This is a genomic window from Aurantiacibacter gangjinensis (assembly GCF_001886695.1).
GTDB classification, from domain to species: Bacteria; Pseudomonadota; Alphaproteobacteria; order Sphingomonadales; family Sphingomonadaceae; genus Alteraurantiacibacter; species Alteraurantiacibacter gangjinensis.
On record NZ_CP018097.1, the window covers coordinates 702,511 to 718,863 of the forward strand.

Here is a 16,353-nt window from a genome sequence, read left to right on the forward strand (position 1 = left end):
GTGGAACAGATGCATTAACGGGTCGTATCGTGAGCATATTCGACGTCATCGTGATCGGGGGAGGCCATGCGGGCTGTGAGGCAGCAGCTGCTGCTGCGCGCATGGGCGTGCGCGCTGCCCTAATCACTTTCGACGCTTCTACGCTCGGAGCGATGAGCTGCAATCCCGCCATCGGCGGGCTCGGCAAGGGCCATCTCGTTCGCGAGGTGGACGCCTTCGATGGCTTGCTGGGCAGAGCAGCCGACGCTGGCGCTATCCATTATCGCATGCTCAACCGCTCCAAGGGTAGCGCAGTGCAGGGTCCGCGCGTTCAGGCGGACCGAAAGCTATTCCGCGCATCTGTACAGGCGATGCTGGCGAAACAGGACGGCCTGACGGTTATAGAGGGTGAAGCAGCGGAACTGGTTTTGAGCGGTGATCGCGTTACCGGTGTGCGCCTTTCCGATGGCAGCACCTTGGAGGCGCCCACGACAATCCTGTGCACCGGCACCTTTCTGGGCGGAACATTGTTCCGCGGCGAAGAGCGGTTCGAGGGCGGGCGGATCGGTGAGAACTCCGCGCAGAAGCTCGCCGGGCAGTTGCGCGGAGCCGAGCTGCCGATGGCGCGTTTGAAAACCGGCACGCCGCCGCGACTTGATGGGCGCACGATAGACTGGGCCCGCTTGCAGGAGCAGCCTTCGGATGCCGATCATTGGGTCATGTCGCCGCTGACGTCAGGACGCGTGAACCCGCAAGTCTTCTGCGCGATTACCCGAACGAACCCGCAAGCTCATGATATCATTGCGCAAAACCTCCATCGCTCGCCGCTCTTTTCCGGTGCGATCGACGCCGCCGGTCCGCGCTATTGCCCGAGCATTGAGGACAAGATCCACCGCTTCGCCGACCGGGACGGGCACCAGGTTTTCCTTGAGCCCGAGGGTCTGGAAACCCATCTTGTCTATCCAAACGGGATCAGCACATCGCTTCCGGTCGACGTGCAGCTTGCCATGCTGCGCGCGATGGAGGGGCTTGAAACCGTCGAAATGGAAGTGCCCGGCTATGCCGTAGAGTACGATCACATCGATCCTCGCGCGCTCGGCCCCGATCTGCAGGTTGAAGCGATGCCGGGCTTGTATTGCGCTGGGCAGATCAACGGCACGACCGGGTATGAGGAAGCTGCGGCGCAGGGCTTGCTGGCAGGCCTCAACGCGGCGTGTGCCGTTCAAGGCAAGGCACCGCCCGCCATCGATCGCGCAAACAGCTATATGGCGGTGATGATCGACGATCTCACCCTGCACGGCGTCAGCGAGCCCTATCGCATGCTGACGGCGAGGGCGGAATACAGGCTGAGGCTGCGTGCAAACAATGCCTCCACTCGGCTGACGCCGGTCGCCATGGACCTCGGTTGCGTCGGCGCGGAGCGGGCGGCTTGGTTCGAGCAGCGAGAAGATAAGCGTTTCACGTGGAACACCGCACTCGCGACATCGGTGAAGGCGATCGATCTGCATGATGCCGGGGTGCCGGTGCGACGTGATGGCGGGACGAAGCTCTTGAGTGAGTGGGTGGCCCTCCCAGACGTGTCCCTAGCCCACCTCGAGCGTTGGCTGCCTGCCGATTGCGAAATAGACAGCGAGCTCGCCGAGGAACTCGTGGAAGATGCGACCTATGCGCCTTACCTCGCGCGGCAGGAAGCGGAATTGCGTGATCTGCGCAGCAGTGAGGCACTGTCTCTCGGAGACGACTTCCCTTTCGATGCCGTCCCCGGGCTGTCCAACGAAATGGTAGAGCGTCTTTCATCGGCACGGCCGCGTAATCTGGCTGCGGCAGGGCGGGTGCGCGGTGTTACGCCAGCTGCGCTCGCTGCGTTGCTTGTCCACGCCAAGCGCCGTAACCAGGCCGCATGAGCATGACCGAAGCGGAGGCTCGCACCTTTTGCGCCGAACGGTGCGATGCGGAAGCGATGGAGCGCTTCGACGCGTTCATCCCGATGCTTGCCGCTGAAAACGAGCGCCAGAATCTCGTCTCGAAGAAAAGCCTCGACAGGGTCTGGTGTCGCCATATCGCCGATAGCGTGCAGTTGTGTGATTACGTTCCACGTGAAACATCTGCGCCATGGTTCGACCTAGGCACTGGCGCCGGGTTCCCCGGATTGGCGATTGCGATCGCTCGACCCGAATGGCCGGTCGTTCTCGTCGAATCGCGTGCTCGCCGCGTGGAATGGTTGTCGCATGTATCTCATAAATTAGACCTCGATAATTGCCATATCGAAGGGTCGCGCCTCGAACATGTGGAAACACGCAAGGCCGGCGTAATCACCGCGAGAGCTTTTGCTCCGCTTGGTAAACTGCTAGACTTATCCGCGCGGTTTTCCACACGCTCCACCACGTGGTTGTTGCCGAAAGGGCGCTCAGCAGTGAATGAATTGGCTGAGCAACCAAAAGCGATTCGCCAGATGTTTCACGTGGAACAGTCGGCGACAGATGCCGATGCGGCGATTTTGGTCGGGCGAGGGAGGCCAGATATACGATGATTGTCATCGCAATTGCCAACCAGAAGGGTGGAGTGGGCAAAACCACGTCCGCTATCAACATCGCAACCGCCATGGCGGCGAGCGGATGGCGTACGCTGCTCGTCGATCTCGATCCGCAGGGCAATGCCTCCACCGGCGTGGGGCTGAGCGCGGCCGAGAGGGACCGTTCTAGCTACGATGTGGTGGTCGACGAAATGGCGATTGCCGACTGCCTGTTTGCATCGACCATCCCTGGCCTGGACCTCGTCCCGGCCACGCAAGACCTCAGCGGGGCGGAGGTGGAGCTGGTCGGCGTGGATGACCGCACACAACGCCTCAATCGCGCGCTTAACGCTCATACCGGCCATGATATCTGCTTTATCGACTGCCCGCCTTCGCTGGGCCTGCTGACGCTCAACGCGCTGTGTGCGGCCGACACCCTCCTGGTGCCGCTGCAATGCGAGTTTTTCGCGTTGGAAGGCCTCAGCCAGCTCCTGCAGACGGTCGAGCAGGTGCAGCAACGCTTCAATCCCGATCTCGGTATAATCGGCATTGCGCTGACGATGTTCGACCGGCGTAACCGCCTGACGGACCAGGTTGCGGACGATGTTCGCGAATGTTTGGGCAATCTCGTCTTCGACTCCGTAATTCCGCGGAATGTGCGCCTCTCCGAAGCGCCCAGCCATGGCCTGCCGGCGCTGATCTACGATCATTCCTGCCCGGGCAGCAAAGCCTATATGGCCCTGGCGCGCGAACTCATCGGAAGACTGCCGCAGGAAAGGAAAGCCGCATGAGCGAAACCAAAAATGCCGCGAACGACACTGCACAGCGCGCACCGGCAGCGCGGCGGAAGCTTGGCAAGGGCCTCGGCGCTCTGCTCGGCGAAGCGAAGCGCGAGGAGCCGCTCGTCGCTGCGTCCGCTGGAGCTTCCGAGGGTGGATCGGCAGCGCAGCCGGTAGGAGCGAGGGCCGACGGGCTCGCCGATCTCGCCATTGCCGATATCGAGCCGCATCCGGATCAGCCGCGTCGCCATTTCGAGGAAAAGGCTCTCGCAGAGCTGGCAGCGTCCATCGCGCAGCGCGGGGTCATCCAGCCTGTCATCGTCCGCCCGGCGAAGGGCGGGAAGTACCAGTTGGTGGCAGGGGAACGCCGCTGGCGTGCCTCGCAAAAAGCGCAACTGCATGAAATTCCGGCATTAATTCGGGATCTGGAAGAGCGCGACGTGATGGCGCTCGCCTTGATCGAGAACGTCCAGCGCGAGGATCTCAATCCCGTCGAAGAGGCACGCGCCTACCAGCGGCTCGCCGATCTGGAAGACATGACGCAGGCCGAGATTGCGACACTCGTCGAGAAATCGCGCAGCCATGTCGCAAACCTCCAGCGGCTGCTGGCGCTGCCTGAGACGGTGCTGGATCATCTCGAGGCGGGCAGGCTCGATATGGGCCATGGTCGGGCGCTGATCGGGCTCGACGATGCGGAAGAGCTTGCGGACAAAGCCGTGAAGGGTGGTCTGTCCGTTCGCGATGTCGAAAAACTCGCGCGAAAGAGCCGCAATGGCGGCGAGAGCCCGGTTCGGCGCCAGGCCCGTCCACCGCGAGACACGGCGCAGGACGCCGATATCGCGGCGGTCGAGAACCACCTAGAGGAGTTCCTCGGACTGCCGGTGAAGATCGCCACCGATGCCGATCCGCGCTCCGGTGCCGTAACGGTGAAGTTCCGCACGCTCGACCAGCTCGACCTGATCTGCCAGCGCCTGACAGGCGGTGGAATATAAACAAATCAAAGCCTTATGCGGTACGCCAGTTGCGCCGCGCGACTTTTACCGGTTGAGCGATATTCTCAGTTGATCGGCGTAGTCTTGCCAGGTTCAGGGCGCGGACGTGGTGCGATGGCACGGCGAGCCGGCGGAGCGGGCGTTTCAGCCTCGATCTCCACCCATTCCTCGCGCACGGTCACTTCGCAATCGCGGCCGTGGCGGTGTCCGCGCTGGCCGTGCGCCGGCATCATCCCGTAATGGTGGCCATGGCCGTAGCCGTAATCGGAGAAGCCGGAATGGCCCCCCATTTCGTACCGGCGTAGATAGGCGTCGCAATAGCGCGCGGCGTAAAGCTCGTTTCCGCTGATTTCTCCGTCGCCATCATTGTCGATGGCAGAGCCGATCGCCGATCCGGCCAACGCGCCGAGGCCGCCGCCGATCACCGTGCCGAGAACACGGTCGCCATCGGCCACGCGGTTGCCGATTACACCGCCTGCAACGGCGCCGAGTAGGCCGCCGATCAGACCGCCATCCGCGTCGCGATCGTCATATCCGTAATAGCCCCCGGCATCGGCCATCAGCAGGCGGCAATCCGACAGCCATGCCTCGCGTTCCGCCATGCTGTAGCCGAGACGGCCATCAGGGGACGCGCCAAGGTGGTGGCCACGGCGCACTATATACACGCCGTCAGCGCCTTCGTACCATGTCTCGTCCTCGCCCAGCTCAAGCACGTGGCCATCTTCCGTTACGAAGCGCGCATTGCCGATGAAGGTACCGACATACTGGCCCTGCACGGTATGACCGTCGCGATTGGTATAGGTGCCATTCCACATGCCGCGCCAGGTATCGTCGTCGGCCCATTCGCCCTGCCATTCGCCATCATGCACGCCGGAAAGCGGCTCCAGCGGTGGGGCATCGTGGTGATGTTGGGCGAGAGCGGGGGTGGTAGCCATGATGGCCGCGGAGGCCAGCAGGCCGGCAAAGCGTTTGGACATAGCGCGCAGTATCCCTGATGCGGAATCGGGCTGATTACCCGGTTAACTGCGTATTTACCCTGAGAAGGCGCGGTTTCCCAACCGTGCGCCTCCGATTGTCCCGTTACGGGTCATTGTGGCCCGGTTGCGCTTGCTAGATACGGTCTGCAAGCATCGCTGCCAGCGCCTCGATCCCGTCGCGATCCTCTTCGTCGAAGAAAGCGAGATCGGGGCTGTCGAGATCGATCACCGCTATGACTTGGCCGGCCTGCTTTATAGGGACAACCAGTTCGGACCGGCTCTGCGCATCGCAGGCGATGTGGCCGGGGAAGGCGTGCACGTCGTCCACCAGCTGCGTCTGCCCGGTCTCGGCTGCCGCGCCGCATACGCCCACACCGACGGGGATGCGAATGCAGGCAGGGCGGCCCACAAATGGCCCGAGCACCAGCTCGCCATTGACCATGCGATAAAAGCCCGTCCAGTTGCAGCTAGGGAGGAACTCACCCAGCAGGGCCGCGACATTCGCCATGTTGGCCACGCCATCGCGCTCGCCATCGGTCAAGGCCGACGCAGCGGCAAGGAGGTCGCGGTAGAGATCGGCCTTGGAGCCATTCGGGTCGGGCGAAAAATCGAACATGGGCGCCATCTAGCGAGCATTTGCGTTGCCGCAAGATATCATCCGCCCTAGGTTGCCGGCCCATGAGCTTGCTGAAGAAGATCCTCCTCGCCATTCTGATACTGCTGCTGATCGGCGCTGCCGTGCTGTGGTACCTTTTCCAGGGCGACACCGCGCAATATACACTGGAGCAGACGACGGGCACCGATCCCACGCTCGCCGAGCCCGATCCGCAGCTGGTGCCGACTGTCGATATCGCCGAACCGATCGGCTGGGCCGAAGGTGCTGCGCCGACGGCGGCCGAGGGACTCACCGTCAATCGCTTTGCCGAGGGGCTGGACCATCCGCGCGTCGTTTACGCCATGCCCAATGGAGACGTGCTGGTCACGCTGACCGCGGCACCTCCCGGCGATGTGGCCGGCGGCTGGCTGACCAATTTCGTTGCCGGGATTTTGTTCGACCGCGCCGGCTCTGGCGGAGAATCGGCGAACCAGCTTATCCTTCTGCGCGATACGGACGAGGATGGCGTGGCCGACGAGCAGCACGTGCTGCGCGAAGACGATATGGACTCCCCCTCCGGCATCGCCTGGGCGGATGGCAATCTCTACATCGCCAATCACAACGCCGTGCTGCGCTTCGATTATGAAGAAGGCGCGAATGCCGTGACGGGCGAGCCCGAGAAGCTCGCCGACCTGCCGCCTGCGGGCAATCACTGGATGCGCAACCTCATCCTCTCAGAGGATGACGAGCGGTTGTATATCGCGGTCGGCTCGGCATCCAATATCGGCGAGGGCGGCATGGATATCGAGGATGGTCGGGCGGCGATCCACGAGCTGGACCTCGCCAGCGGATCGGCACGACTGTTTGGCGCGGGTCTGCGCAATCCCAACGGCATGGCCTTCAACCCCTGGACCGGCGAATTGTGGACCACGGTGAATGAGCGGGACATGCTCGGCTCCGACCTTGTGCCGGATTACCTGACCAACGTGCCCATCGGCGTGCATTACGGCTGGCCCTGGGTCTATTGGAACGACGTGATCGACGAGCGGGTGGAAGCGCCCATGCCGCAATTCCTCACCGAATACACCCGTACACCGGTTTATGCGATGGGCGCGCATGTCGCCGCGCTGGGTCTCGTCTTCACCGAAGAGGGCACGCGTATGGGTAGCCGCTTCGGGCAGGGCGCATTTATCGCGCGGCACGGATCGTGGAACCGCAAGCCGCCATCGGGCTACGACGTGGTGTTCGTCCGCTTCGATGAACGCGGCAATCCCGTGGGAGAGCCGATCAATGTGCTCGATCCCTTCCTGGCAGGTGACGGACAGACCTATGGCCGACCGACCTGGGTGGAATGGGACCGCACAGGCGCGCTGCTGGTGAGCGACGATACGGCTGGCATCATTTGGCGCGTCATCGCGCCTGAGGCCGAGCCGGCTGCCGCCATCGAGCGCAATAGCGGCGAAAGCCTTCCGCCGCGTCGCCAGCTGAATGGCGATCCCAATCGCGCCTTCGAGGCAGGGGCAGTAGACATGGGAGATATCTTCTGACGCTGGAGCGGCAGCTGCGAGAGTTGTCGACGCCATGAGCGGAAGGGACGGGCTTATCTCGCCCGACAGCGCAGGCATCGCGCGCGCGGCCGATACCATCAAGGAAGGCGGGCTTGTCGCCATGCCGACCGAGACGGTCTACGGCCTTGCCGGACGCGCGGACCGTGCGGAAACAGTCGCGGCGATATACCGCGCGAAAGGTCGTCCCAGCTTTAATCCGCTGATCGTGCATGTCGCTTCGCTCGATATGGCTCGCGCGCTGGCCGAATTCTCTCCTTTGGCGCTGGAACTGGCGGGGATGTACTGGCCCGGTCCGCTCACGCTTGTGCTGCCGCTGCGGCCCGAGGCGGCGATCGCCGGGGCCGTGACCGCCGGCCTCCCGACCATAGCCCTGCGTATCCCGGCGCATCCGGTTGCGCGCGCATTGCTGGAAGAAACCGCGCTTCCGCTTGCGGCACCCTCCGCAAACCGGAGCAACGGGATCAGCCCGACGCGCCCTGAGCACGTTGCCGCGTCCTTAAGAGAGGCTGCGCCGCCGATCCTCGACGGAGGGCCGTGCGAATCGGGACTGGAGTCCACGATCATCGCGGTCGATGACGGGTGGCGGTTGCTGCGACCCGGGCCGGTGGGCGAGGACGAGCTCGCCCGGCAGTTCGGACCGCCTGCAAAGTCGCGCGGCGCGACTATCGAGGCGCCGGGGCAGCTCGCTAAGCACTATTCGCCCGGAAAGCCCGTGCGGCTGGATGCGAGGGAAGCCGAGCCGGGTGAGTTCTTCATCGGCTTCGGCGACATCCCCGGCGATTTTAGCCTTTCGTTCGCAGGCGATCTCGCGCAGGCAGCGTCACGCCTTTACGAAGCCTTGCATCGCGGGGCGGCGGCGAGCCAAGGCAAGATCGCCATCGCGCCGATCCCGCAGACCGGCATGGGCGCTGCCATCAACGACCGCTTGAGGCGGGCAGCAGCCAGCTAGTCGCGCTGTTCGGGCAGGTCCTGCGGCAGCGAGGCTATCAACTCATCCATTTCGCGGCGCATGGCAACGGCGTCGCGACAGGCGCGGTCGTTGCCTTCCAGGCAGTCTTCGGACTTGCGCTCGTAATCTTCGGAAAGCTCGCCAAGCCGCTCCTCGCGTTCGCGCAATTCGCGCCCACGGTTGCGATCCGCCTCGTCCTGGCTGGTGGTCGCCCAGTCGGCCACTTGCGCGACGCCGCGTACCGGCGCCGTGGCCACATCGACGACCGTTCCCACTGCGCAGCCCGACAGGGCCATGGCGATGGAAGGAAAAAGACAAAAGCTTTTCAGACGCATGGCGGGTCCATGATGTTGCGACACGTCGCTATCATGGACCCGCCATGGCAATCTGGCAATAAGACTGCGCTACCGCGTCAGGCGTCTTCGCAGATGAGGCTGCCGGAGCCGACCGTGGTTGATTCGCAGCGCGCGGAGCCGATGACCCGCACATCGCCCGAGCCGACGAAATTGGCCTCGACATTCCCGTCGGACCGGACGGTGACATCTCCGGAACCCGCGATATTCACTTCCACATCCTCCGCCGACAATTGCTCGAACTCCACATCCCCGCTGCCGGCGATGTTTACGGAAAGACTATCTGCCGAACCGGCTCCCGAAACGGTTCCGCTGCCAGCGATATCGACCTCCACGGAAGCAGCCTCGATTTGCGCGATGGTAGCAGTGCCCGCACCGGGCATCTCGATGGTCGCATCGCCCGTCATCGTGTCGGCTGAGATGTCGCCCGAGCCGATCACGGCTATGCCCGACAGCGAAGGCACGGTTACGGAAACCTGGGCATTGTCGCTATCGGTCCAGGTTCCTTGGTCACGGTGGATCAAAAGTTCACTGCCTTCCAGCTCGAAGCGCATCCGTTCACGCGCGACGGGTGTACCATCTACGCTGATGGCGAAGCGGGAGCCGCGCGTAATGGTGACGGAATCCGATCCTGCCAGCGCAATCATCGTCGGCGCCTCGGCCCCGAAATCGACCTCGGCGAGCGGGACACCGTCGCCGCCTGCGCTCATGCTGCTCATGTTGCAGGCCGAAAGCCCGAGCGTTGCCAGGCCCGCCATGGCTGCAAGTGCAAAAGTCCTACCGATTCCCATTCCCGTCTCCTGTCAAAGCGTGTTATCTATGCAATACAGCAAAAGCTTACGTTTCGCAAAGCCGTTCGTCGAACGTCTGCTGACATTGGCCGAACAGAAAAAGGGCCGCCGTGTGTGCGATCCGACGGCCCTTTCAAAGCATAGAGAATGCGACGAAGCGTTACGCGTCCTCGGTATTCTCGTAATATTGCGGCGCATGCTCTTTCAACACGTCGAGGATCTTTTCGAGAGCGGTGGGCTCGTCGGTCTTTTCCATCGCGGCAAGCTCGCGCGCCAGGCGGCTGGAGGCCGCTTCGAAGATCTGGCGCTCGGAATAGCTCTGCTCGGGCTGGTCTTCCGGGCGGAACAGGTCGCGCGTCACTTCGGCAATCAGTACGATTTCGCCCGAATTGATCTTCGCTTCGTATTCCTGCGCACGGCGGCTCCACATGGTGCGCTTGACCTTGGGCTTGCCCTTCAGCGTCTCCATCGCTTCCTTCAGCGTCTTGTCGCTGGAAAGCTTGCGCATGCCAATGCTTTCGACCTTGTTGGTGGGAACGCGCAGCGTCATGCGCTCTTTCTCGAACCGCAGCACATACAGTTCCAGCTGCATGCCGGCGATTTCTTCATTCTGCAATTCGATCACACGGCCCACGCCGTGCTTGGGGTAAACAACGTAATCACCGACTTCAAAGGCGGGCGCATTGGCAGCCATGTATTCGTCCTTTCCTTGGCAGTCCCCACAGTGAGCGGCTCCTCCTTTTCGCGCGAGGCGCGAAAAGCATGACGAACCGCAATTGTTGCTAAAAGCGTAGGACCTGCCTTCCTAAATCGCCTGCAGGCTGCCGCGCAGCACTGCAGTTGCCGACATTATATAACAGATAATTGACACAATTGCGAGTCCTGCAACAATCATGCTTGCTGTCACCGCAAGTGGACTACGCGCAGCGGCGCACGGCGGTGAATTGCGCACCGAGCAACAGGACATAGGCGCTCAAATACAGCCAGGTCAGCAAGACGATCACGGCACCCAGCGATCCGTATGTGGCATTGTAGCTGCCGAAATTGGCGACATAGAAGCCGAAGGCCGCGGTAAAGGCGACGATACCTGCCGCAGCCACGAAAGCGCCCTGCATAGCTGCGCGCCAGGATGGCGCGATGGATGGTGGGGCGCGGCGTATAAGTGCGGCAATGCCGGCGGTGAAGATCGCCACCAGCATCAACAGCGTCGCCACGCGGCTGAGCGCGCCCAAACCGATTCGCTCTGCAAACGCGGTGACAAATCCCATGCCCGCCACCAGCAACCCGGCGCCGACGATCACGCCGATGACGATCGTCACGGCAAACAGATTGGCGCGCACAAAGCCGCGACGCCCTTCATCGCCAAACGCGATTGCAATCGCGCGCACCAGGGCCGTGGCGCTGGATCGGGCGCTGATGAGCGCGAGCGCCAGGGCCAGGAGCAGCGCCAGGCCCTTCGTGCCGGAGGACGTTTCGACGACCGCTTCCAGCTGGTCGCCGATCAGAGTGGCAGCGGAATCGGGCAGGTTCTGCGCCATTGCGCCGATATGGTTGGCTACGGTCTGCGGGTCCGCGACCAACCCGTAGGACAGGACACTCGCAGCCAGTAGCGGAACGAACGACAGGAAGGCGAAATAGGCCACTCCCGCCGCCAATACGGAAAGGTCGTTATCGGTGGCTTTCGCCCACGCGGCTTTGGTATCGGAGATCAGCGCCATGTGCGCCCAACGCCGCGGCAGGCGGATGGTTCACATTGCGGAGGGGATCAGTCGCCTTCTCCCGGCTCGGAAGAGAAGTGCTTTTCGAACTTGCCTTCTTCACCCTTGTGATCGTCCGCGTCGGCGGGCGGATCCTTCTTTTCGGTGATGTTCGGCCACTCGGCGGAGAACTTGGTGTTCAGCTCCAGCCATTTCTCGATATTGTTTTCGGTATCGGGAAGGATGGCTTCGGCCGGGCATTCCGGCTCACACACGCCGCAATCGATGCATTCGGACGGGTTGATGACGAGCATGTTCTCGCCCTCGTAGAAACAGTCCACCGGACAGACTTCGACACAGTCTGTGTACTTGCATTTGATGCAGGCGTCGGTGACGACGTAGGTCATGGCAGCGATTGTCCTCTATGCTCGCCCAGGCGAGAGAAGTCTCTGCGGGCATGATGGCGCCCTGCTATGGCGATCCGTCACGCAGCGTCAAGCACTTGGTAATGCGCGAGCGCTTCTGCCGCCGGACCGCGCCGCTCGGGAAGCGCCAGGATTTCGATCACGCGCACGCCCTCGCCAATAGGCAATGTCAGGACATCGCGGACGCTCACGGCCTGGCTGGCGCACGTGACGCGGAGGCGGTTGCAGCGGATGTGACCGTCCTCGACCCAGCGCTTGGCGATGGCGCGGCTTTTCGCCAGCCGCAATCGCACCAGCAAAAGGTCGATCCGCATTAGCTCTTGCCAAGCAGGTCGGCGAGACCGGCGAAGGCTGCGCCGCCATCGCCCTTTGGTTCAGCCGGACGGCGCGGACCGCGCTGGTTCTGGCCCTTGCTGGCTCTTTTCGGACCCTTCTTAACATCGGCGCGCTGCGACCCTCGGTGCTTACTGCGCGACGGCGCAAAATCCTTCCGCGGCGCACGCCACGTCCACAGGACAGGGCGCGGCGGACCATAAAAGCCTTCCGTCAGCTCTTCGACCTGCCCAGGGCGGAACCCTGCATCCTTCATCAGGCTGCGAAAATTCTCCGGCAACAGGCCCATACTGGTGGCAAGCGCCAGGTCGACGGGAAAGCCGCGAATATCCTTGCTTTGCGGCGTTCGGGCACGCCGTTCATGCGCGGCGCGAAACAGCTTTTCCGCCATGTCGATGCGAATCGCCTGCTTGCCCGCGCGGCGATAGCCTGCCGGCGGATGCTTCCCGCCTTCGATCACGGCTTCCATGCCTTCGTTAACCGGCCTGCGGTCCAGCCCCAGATCGCGCAGCAGCTTGCGCGGGGCGGGCTTCAGAAGCGCGGGCACGAAGACATCGAGCGAGCCGATATTGACGCCGAGACGGCGCAGGAAAGGTCGCTTCTCCTTCGGCACATGGGCAAGGCCCGCATCCTCGCGGCGCGTGGTGCCATTGCGGTCGGCGAGCGTCAGCAACAGCGCGCGAACTTCCGTACCTGCCTCCGGGTCGGTCGCAGCATCCTCCAATGCGCGCAGCGGCGCGAGCGGGGCCAACTGCCCTTCAAGCCAGTGATCGAGCGCACCCTGCAGGCGGTCGCGATGGGCCGGGTCCATCTGGCCCAGCTCCTTAGCCATGACGAGGCGCGGTCGGCTGGGGCTCTTCCCGCGTTCCAGGGTGGCGACGGGTTGGTCGCCGCGCAGCACCTGTCCCCTATGGATGCGGAGCTCGCCCAGTTCGTCCGACACCAGCTTTTGCGCCTTGGCCGCCAGCAGACCGGCCATATGCTTCTCAGCCGCGGCCAGCATCAGCTTGCGTTCTTCGCTCGGCGCCTCGGCATCCACCACGAAGCGGAAGCCTTCGAGATGGCCGATTGGTTCGCCTTCGACCGTGACCTGGCCATCGTCCTGCAATTCTACGCGCAAAAGTCCTGCATCCTTTCCCATACCTTTCATCAATACAGAGGTTCGCCGGTTGACGAAACGCTCCCGCAATCGCCCGTGCAGCGCATCGGACAGTTTCGCTTCGGCAGCGCGGGCACGCTCTGCCATTTCGTCGCGCGCCAGCACCCAGTCAGGCCGCTGGCAGATATACGCCCAGCTGCGAATGGCAGCGAGACGGCCCTGCAACGTGTCGATATCGCCGGAGGTGTTGCCTAGTTCCGAAATACGTGCCGCCACGAAGTCCGCGCCGATATGCCCGCCGCGCAGATCGCGCCACAGCCTTGCGACGAAGCGCGCATGTGCATCGGCCCCTTGCTGGCGAAAATCCGGCAGCTGGCACGCTTCCCAGAACCGGCGGACTTGCCCCGCGCCCGAAATATCGCGCGCGATATCGTCCTGCTCGGCCAGCCGCTTGAGCACGGACAGGTCGATCGCTTCGGGCGCGCGGGTCAAGCCCTCTGTGCGCGGATGCGCTTCGAGGTCGCCGATCAGCGTATCGAGACTGTCGAAACGCGGATCGGGCTCGCGCCAGAACAGCTTGGTAACAGGCGCGAAGTGGTGGTTCTCGATGGCATAAACCTCGTCCTCGGTCAGCTCGAGCGGAGCGCCGCGGCGATTGCCGGAGAGTGTGCCGAATGTGCCATCCGTCTGGTGGCGACCGGCACGCCCAGCGATCTGCGCCATCTCGGCGGGGTACAGCCGGCGCTGGCGGACCCCGTCGTATTTGGTGAGCGCGGCAAAGGCGACATGATGCACGTCGAGATTGAGGCCCATACCGATTGCATCGGTCGCTACGATGTAATCGACCTCACCGGATTGGAACAATTCAACCTGTGCATTGCGCGTTTGCGGTGAGAGCGCGCCCATCACCACCGCAGCTCCGCCGCGGAAGCGCCGCAGCAATTCCGCGACCTGGTAAACCTGCTCCACTGAAAAGGCGACGATGGCACTGCGCGGCGGCAGGCGGGACAGCTTGGCGCTGCCGGCGTGCGTCAATACGGAGAAGCGTGGCCGCTCCTCGATTTCGGCGCGGGGGACAAGCTGGCGGACCATCGGTTCGAGCGTGGCCGAGCCGAGCAGCATGGTCTCATCCCGCCCGCGCGCATGCAGCAACCGGTCGGTGAAGATATGGCCGCGCTCGCGATCCGCGCCGATCTGCGCCTCGTCCAGCGCAACGAAGGCCTTGCCTCCTCCGTTTCTGGGCATGGCCTCGGCCGTGCACAGGAAATAACGCGCACTTGGCGGCTCGATCCGCTCCTCGCCGGTGATCAGCGCGCATTGCGCCTCCCCCTTGATGCGGCAGACCTTGTCATACACCTCCCGCGCCAGCAGGCGCAGCGGGAAGCCGATGGCCCCGCTTGCGTGGCCGCACATGCGCTCTATGGCGAGGTGGGTCTTGCCGGTGTTGGTCGGCCCCAGCACCGCGCGGATACGGCTGTCGAAATGGCTTTTCGTCACGATCCGCATGACATGGCGTGTGGCAGGGCAGCGCGCAACCGGACTCCGGTCGTCGCTCCACGGACTCAAGTCGTCGACGTTAAGCGCAAATTTACTTTATTCGGCGAGGTTTTGCGACATTACCGGCCACGGACCGGATGGCGCGCAGGAATCGCAATCGCGCGATCGTGAGGAGAGCGGCGTGTTCAAGGATCATGAGACTGGCAGCGACAGGGCGCGGGGCGAAAACCCCGCGGTCGACCTGTCGCATGACCAGATCCTCGATAGCGATGCGGACGATGCGCCCTCCGCACCGCAAAAGCGCAGACGCAATCCCTCCTCGCTCGCAGACGCTTACGGCAATTGGCGCTCCGGCGTATCCGCCAAGCTGGCAAAGGCCGACCTTACGCCAGACCTTGCACAGGATATCGGCTCGCGCCGCTGGCTCCGCGGTGCGGCAACGCTCGCCGGGCTGACCGCCCTGACGCTGGCTTTCCTGCCCGGCTTTTCGCCTGTGTCCGCTGCACCAGCGATGCAAATGGATGATCACGTGCGCGACGAGTTTCGCAGCCAGATGATCATGCCGCTGGCGCTGGGCGCGGATAGCGGGCGGCGCATGGGCGCAACGCCTGCCGTGATCGAACTGGCCAGTGCACCTGAACGCCCGCGCCTCGATCTCGTAGCCACGTTGGCGCAGGGCGATGGCTTCGACCGGATGCTCCGCCGTGCCGGTGTCGCGGGCGAAGAGGCGTCTCTGATAGCAGGCATGATCGGAGAGGCGATCCCGATAGCCGATATCGAACCCGGTACGCAGATCGACATTACCCTTGGCCGTCGCCCCGCTGCTGGAGCGCCGAGGCCCGTGGATGCGCTGACCTTCCGCGCGCGCTTCGATTTGCAACTCGCGGTCGAACGGGTCGACGGGCAATTGCGGCTCGACCCCCGCCCCATCGTGGTCGACGCCACACCCCTGCGCGTGCGCGGCGATGTCGGCTCCAGCCTGTATCGCTCGGCCCGCGCGGCAGGCGCGCCTCCCGGCGCGGTGCAGGATTTCCTGCGCACCCTGGGCGAGGAAATGAACCTCAATGCCGAAATCGGTGCGGATGACGAGTTCGACATGATCGTCGAATATCGGCGCGCCGCCACGGGCGAGGTGGAAGTGGGCGACCTGCTCTATGCCGCCATTATCCGCGATGGCCGTCCGCGCAAGCAGCTGATGCGCTTCGGCCGGGAAGGCCAGTTTTACGACGCGGCGGGCGAAGGCACGATGCGCGAAGGGCTGATCCGCCCTGTTTCTGGCGCGATTTCCAGCCGCTATGGTATGCGCCGTCACCCGATCCTCGGCTATCGCCGCATGCATGGCGGCGTCGATTTCCGCGGGCGCACCGGCACGCCGATCTACGCCGCGACGGATGGCACGGTGAATTTCGCCGGTCGCAATGGCGGGTTCGGCAATTTCGTGCGCATCCGCCACGGCGGCGGGCTTTCCACGGGCTACGCGCATATGAGCCGCATTGCGGTGCAGAACGGCCAGCGCGTGGAGCGCGGGCAGGTGATCGGCTATATCGGGTCGACCGGCCTCTCCACCGGTCCGCACCTGCATTACGAAATGTATCGCAATGGGCAGAAGATCGACCCGCTGAGCGTGCAATGGGTCACGCGGGCACAGCTGACCGCTGCCGAAATGGCCAATTTCCGCCAGCAATTGGTGCGCCTGCAAATGATCGAGCCGGGCGCCGCGCTCAACGACCTTGCCCCCGACACTTCCACGGTCGAGGAGCCGGTGCGCGAAATCGATCGCATCGAGAACCGCCAAAGGGTCGACTGA

General features: G+C 63.6%; 16 protein-coding genes. 7 read left to right on the plus strand and 9 right to left on the minus strand.

Annotated features, from left to right (window positions below; all coding sequences use genetic code 11):
• Window positions 1–29 precede the first annotated feature (29 nt).
• The 4 genes from mnmG to BMF35_RS03455 are packed head-to-tail and all read left to right on the plus strand — an operon-like array spanning window position 30 to window position 4,262.
• On the plus strand, window positions 30–1,883 hold the full coding sequence (mnmG, locus tag BMF35_RS03440) for a tRNA uridine-5-carboxymethylaminomethyl(34) synthesis enzyme MnmG (RefSeq protein WP_047006927.1): 1,854 nt from the start codon (window positions 30–32) through the stop codon (window positions 1,881–1,883).
• On the plus strand, window positions 1,880–2,509 hold the full coding sequence (rsmG, locus tag BMF35_RS03445; protein WP_047006928.1) for a 16S rRNA (guanine(527)-N(7))-methyltransferase RsmG: 630 nt from the start codon (window positions 1,880–1,882) through the stop codon (window positions 2,507–2,509). Before mnmG ends, rsmG begins: the two co-directional genes overlap by 4 nt.
• Window positions 2,506–3,282, plus strand: a complete 777-nt coding sequence (locus tag BMF35_RS03450; RefSeq protein ID WP_047006929.1) for a ParA family protein — start codon at window positions 2,506–2,508, stop codon at window positions 3,280–3,282. Before rsmG ends, BMF35_RS03450 begins: the two co-directional genes overlap by 4 nt.
• Entirely contained in the window at window positions 3,279–4,262 is a 984-nt protein-coding gene (locus BMF35_RS03455; RefSeq protein WP_047006930.1) for a ParB/RepB/Spo0J family partition protein, read from the plus strand. Before BMF35_RS03450 ends, BMF35_RS03455 begins: the two co-directional genes overlap by 4 nt.
• A 65-nt stretch (window positions 4,263–4,327) precedes the next feature.
• Here BMF35_RS03455 and BMF35_RS03460 read toward each other — a convergent pair whose 3' ends face one another.
• Window positions 4,328–5,239 carry a glycine zipper 2TM domain-containing protein gene (locus BMF35_RS03460; RefSeq protein WP_052766048.1) on the minus strand — a complete coding sequence of 304 codons (912 nt, stop codon included), beginning with the start codon at window positions 5,237–5,239 and terminating at the stop codon, window positions 4,328–4,330.
• A 133-nt stretch (window positions 5,240–5,372) separates the two neighbouring features.
• Window positions 5,373–5,855 carry a GAF domain-containing protein gene (locus BMF35_RS03465; protein ID WP_047007568.1) on the minus strand — a complete coding sequence of 161 codons (483 nt, stop codon included), beginning with the start codon at window positions 5,853–5,855 and terminating at the stop codon, window positions 5,373–5,375.
• A gap of 62 nt (window positions 5,856–5,917) precedes the next feature.
• Here BMF35_RS03465 and BMF35_RS03470 point away from each other — a divergent pair, with 62 nt between their 5' ends.
• A complete protein-coding gene (locus tag BMF35_RS03470; RefSeq protein WP_047006931.1) occupies window positions 5,918–7,381 on the plus strand; it encodes a PQQ-dependent sugar dehydrogenase in 1,464 nt (487 codons plus the stop codon).
• A gap of 34 nt (window positions 7,382–7,415) precedes the next feature.
• Window positions 7,416–8,351: an L-threonylcarbamoyladenylate synthase gene (locus BMF35_RS03475; protein WP_047006932.1), complete on the plus strand. Its 936-nt coding sequence runs from the start codon at window positions 7,416–7,418 to the stop codon at window positions 8,349–8,351.
• On the opposite strand, the gene BMF35_RS03480 is transcribed toward BMF35_RS03475, so the two are convergent.
• The 7 genes from BMF35_RS03480 to BMF35_RS03510 form a co-directional block, all read right to left on the minus strand.
• Window positions 8,348–8,686, minus strand: coding sequence for a hypothetical protein (locus BMF35_RS03480; protein ID WP_047006933.1), 339 nt, complete (start codon window positions 8,684–8,686; stop codon window positions 8,348–8,350). The genes BMF35_RS03475 and BMF35_RS03480 overlap by 4 nt on opposite strands.
• Window positions 8,687–8,763: 77 nt before the next feature.
• Window positions 8,764–9,495, minus strand: a complete 732-nt coding sequence (locus BMF35_RS03485) for a head GIN domain-containing protein (protein ID WP_047006934.1) — start codon at window positions 9,493–9,495, stop codon at window positions 8,764–8,766.
• 160 nt (window positions 9,496–9,655) lie between these two features.
• Entirely contained in the window at window positions 9,656–10,189 is a 534-nt protein-coding gene (locus tag BMF35_RS03490) for a CarD family transcriptional regulator (RefSeq protein ID WP_047006935.1), read from the minus strand.
• Between the two features lie 223 nt (window positions 10,190–10,412).
• Window positions 10,413–11,213, minus strand: a complete 801-nt coding sequence (locus BMF35_RS03495; RefSeq protein WP_047006936.1) for a YihY/virulence factor BrkB family protein — start codon at window positions 11,211–11,213, stop codon at window positions 10,413–10,415.
• Window positions 11,214–11,260: 47 nt separating this feature from the next.
• Entirely contained in the window at window positions 11,261–11,599 is a 339-nt protein-coding gene (gene fdxA / locus BMF35_RS03500; RefSeq protein WP_047006937.1) for a ferredoxin FdxA, read from the minus strand.
• 77 nt (window positions 11,600–11,676) lie between these two features.
• On the minus strand, window positions 11,677–11,931 hold the full coding sequence (locus BMF35_RS03505; RefSeq protein WP_047006938.1) for a S4 domain-containing protein: 255 nt from the start codon (window positions 11,929–11,931) through the stop codon (window positions 11,677–11,679).
• Window positions 11,931–14,555, minus strand: a complete 2,625-nt coding sequence (locus tag BMF35_RS03510) for a helicase-related protein (RefSeq protein WP_047006939.1) — start codon at window positions 14,553–14,555, stop codon at window positions 11,931–11,933. The genes BMF35_RS03505 and BMF35_RS03510 overlap by 1 nt, the downstream gene beginning before the upstream one ends.
• Before the next feature lie 172 nt (window positions 14,556–14,727).
• Between BMF35_RS03510 and BMF35_RS03515 the strand changes: the two genes are divergently transcribed.
• The gene (locus BMF35_RS03515) at window positions 14,728–16,353 is read left to right on the plus strand and encodes a M23 family metallopeptidase (protein ID WP_047007569.1); all 1,626 of its coding nucleotides are present in this window, start codon (window positions 14,728–14,730) and stop codon (window positions 16,351–16,353) included.

Coding starts and splice junctions, on each gene's coding strand:
- BMF35_RS03460 (WP_052766048.1), bottom strand. CDS start 5,239: ATGTCCAAACGCTTTGCCGGCCTGCTGGCCTCCGCGGCCATCATGGCT.
- BMF35_RS03450 (WP_047006929.1), top strand. CDS start 2,506: ATGATTGTCATCGCAATTGCCAACCAGAAGGGTGGAGTGGGCAAAACC.
- BMF35_RS03505 (WP_047006938.1), bottom strand. CDS start 11,931: ATGCGGATCGACCTTTTGCTGGTGCGATTGCGGCTGGCGAAAAGCCGC.
- BMF35_RS03475 (WP_047006932.1), top strand. CDS start 7,416: ATGAGCGGAAGGGACGGGCTTATCTCGCCCGACAGCGCAGGCATCGCG.
- BMF35_RS03485 (WP_047006934.1), bottom strand. CDS start 9,495: ATGGGAATCGGTAGGACTTTTGCACTTGCAGCCATGGCGGGCCTGGCA.
- BMF35_RS03455 (WP_047006930.1), top strand. CDS start 3,279: ATGAGCGAAACCAAAAATGCCGCGAACGACACTGCACAGCGCGCACCG.
- BMF35_RS03470 (WP_047006931.1), top strand. CDS start 5,918: ATGAGCTTGCTGAAGAAGATCCTCCTCGCCATTCTGATACTGCTGCTG.
- rsmG (WP_047006928.1), top strand. CDS start 1,880: ATGAGCATGACCGAAGCGGAGGCTCGCACCTTTTGCGCCGAACGGTGC.
- BMF35_RS03490 (WP_047006935.1), bottom strand. CDS start 10,189: ATGGCTGCCAATGCGCCCGCCTTTGAAGTCGGTGATTACGTTGTTTAC.
- BMF35_RS03495 (WP_047006936.1), bottom strand. CDS start 11,213: ATGGCGCTGATCTCCGATACCAAAGCCGCGTGGGCGAAAGCCACCGAT.
- BMF35_RS03465 (WP_047007568.1), bottom strand. CDS start 5,855: ATGTTCGATTTTTCGCCCGACCCGAATGGCTCCAAGGCCGATCTCTAC.
- BMF35_RS03510 (WP_047006939.1), bottom strand. CDS start 14,555: ATGCGGATCGTGACGAAAAGCCATTTCGACAGCCGTATCCGCGCGGTG.
- BMF35_RS03480 (WP_047006933.1), bottom strand. CDS start 8,686: ATGCGTCTGAAAAGCTTTTGTCTTTTTCCTTCCATCGCCATGGCCCTG.
- fdxA (WP_047006937.1), bottom strand. CDS start 11,599: ATGACCTACGTCGTCACCGACGCCTGCATCAAATGCAAGTACACAGAC.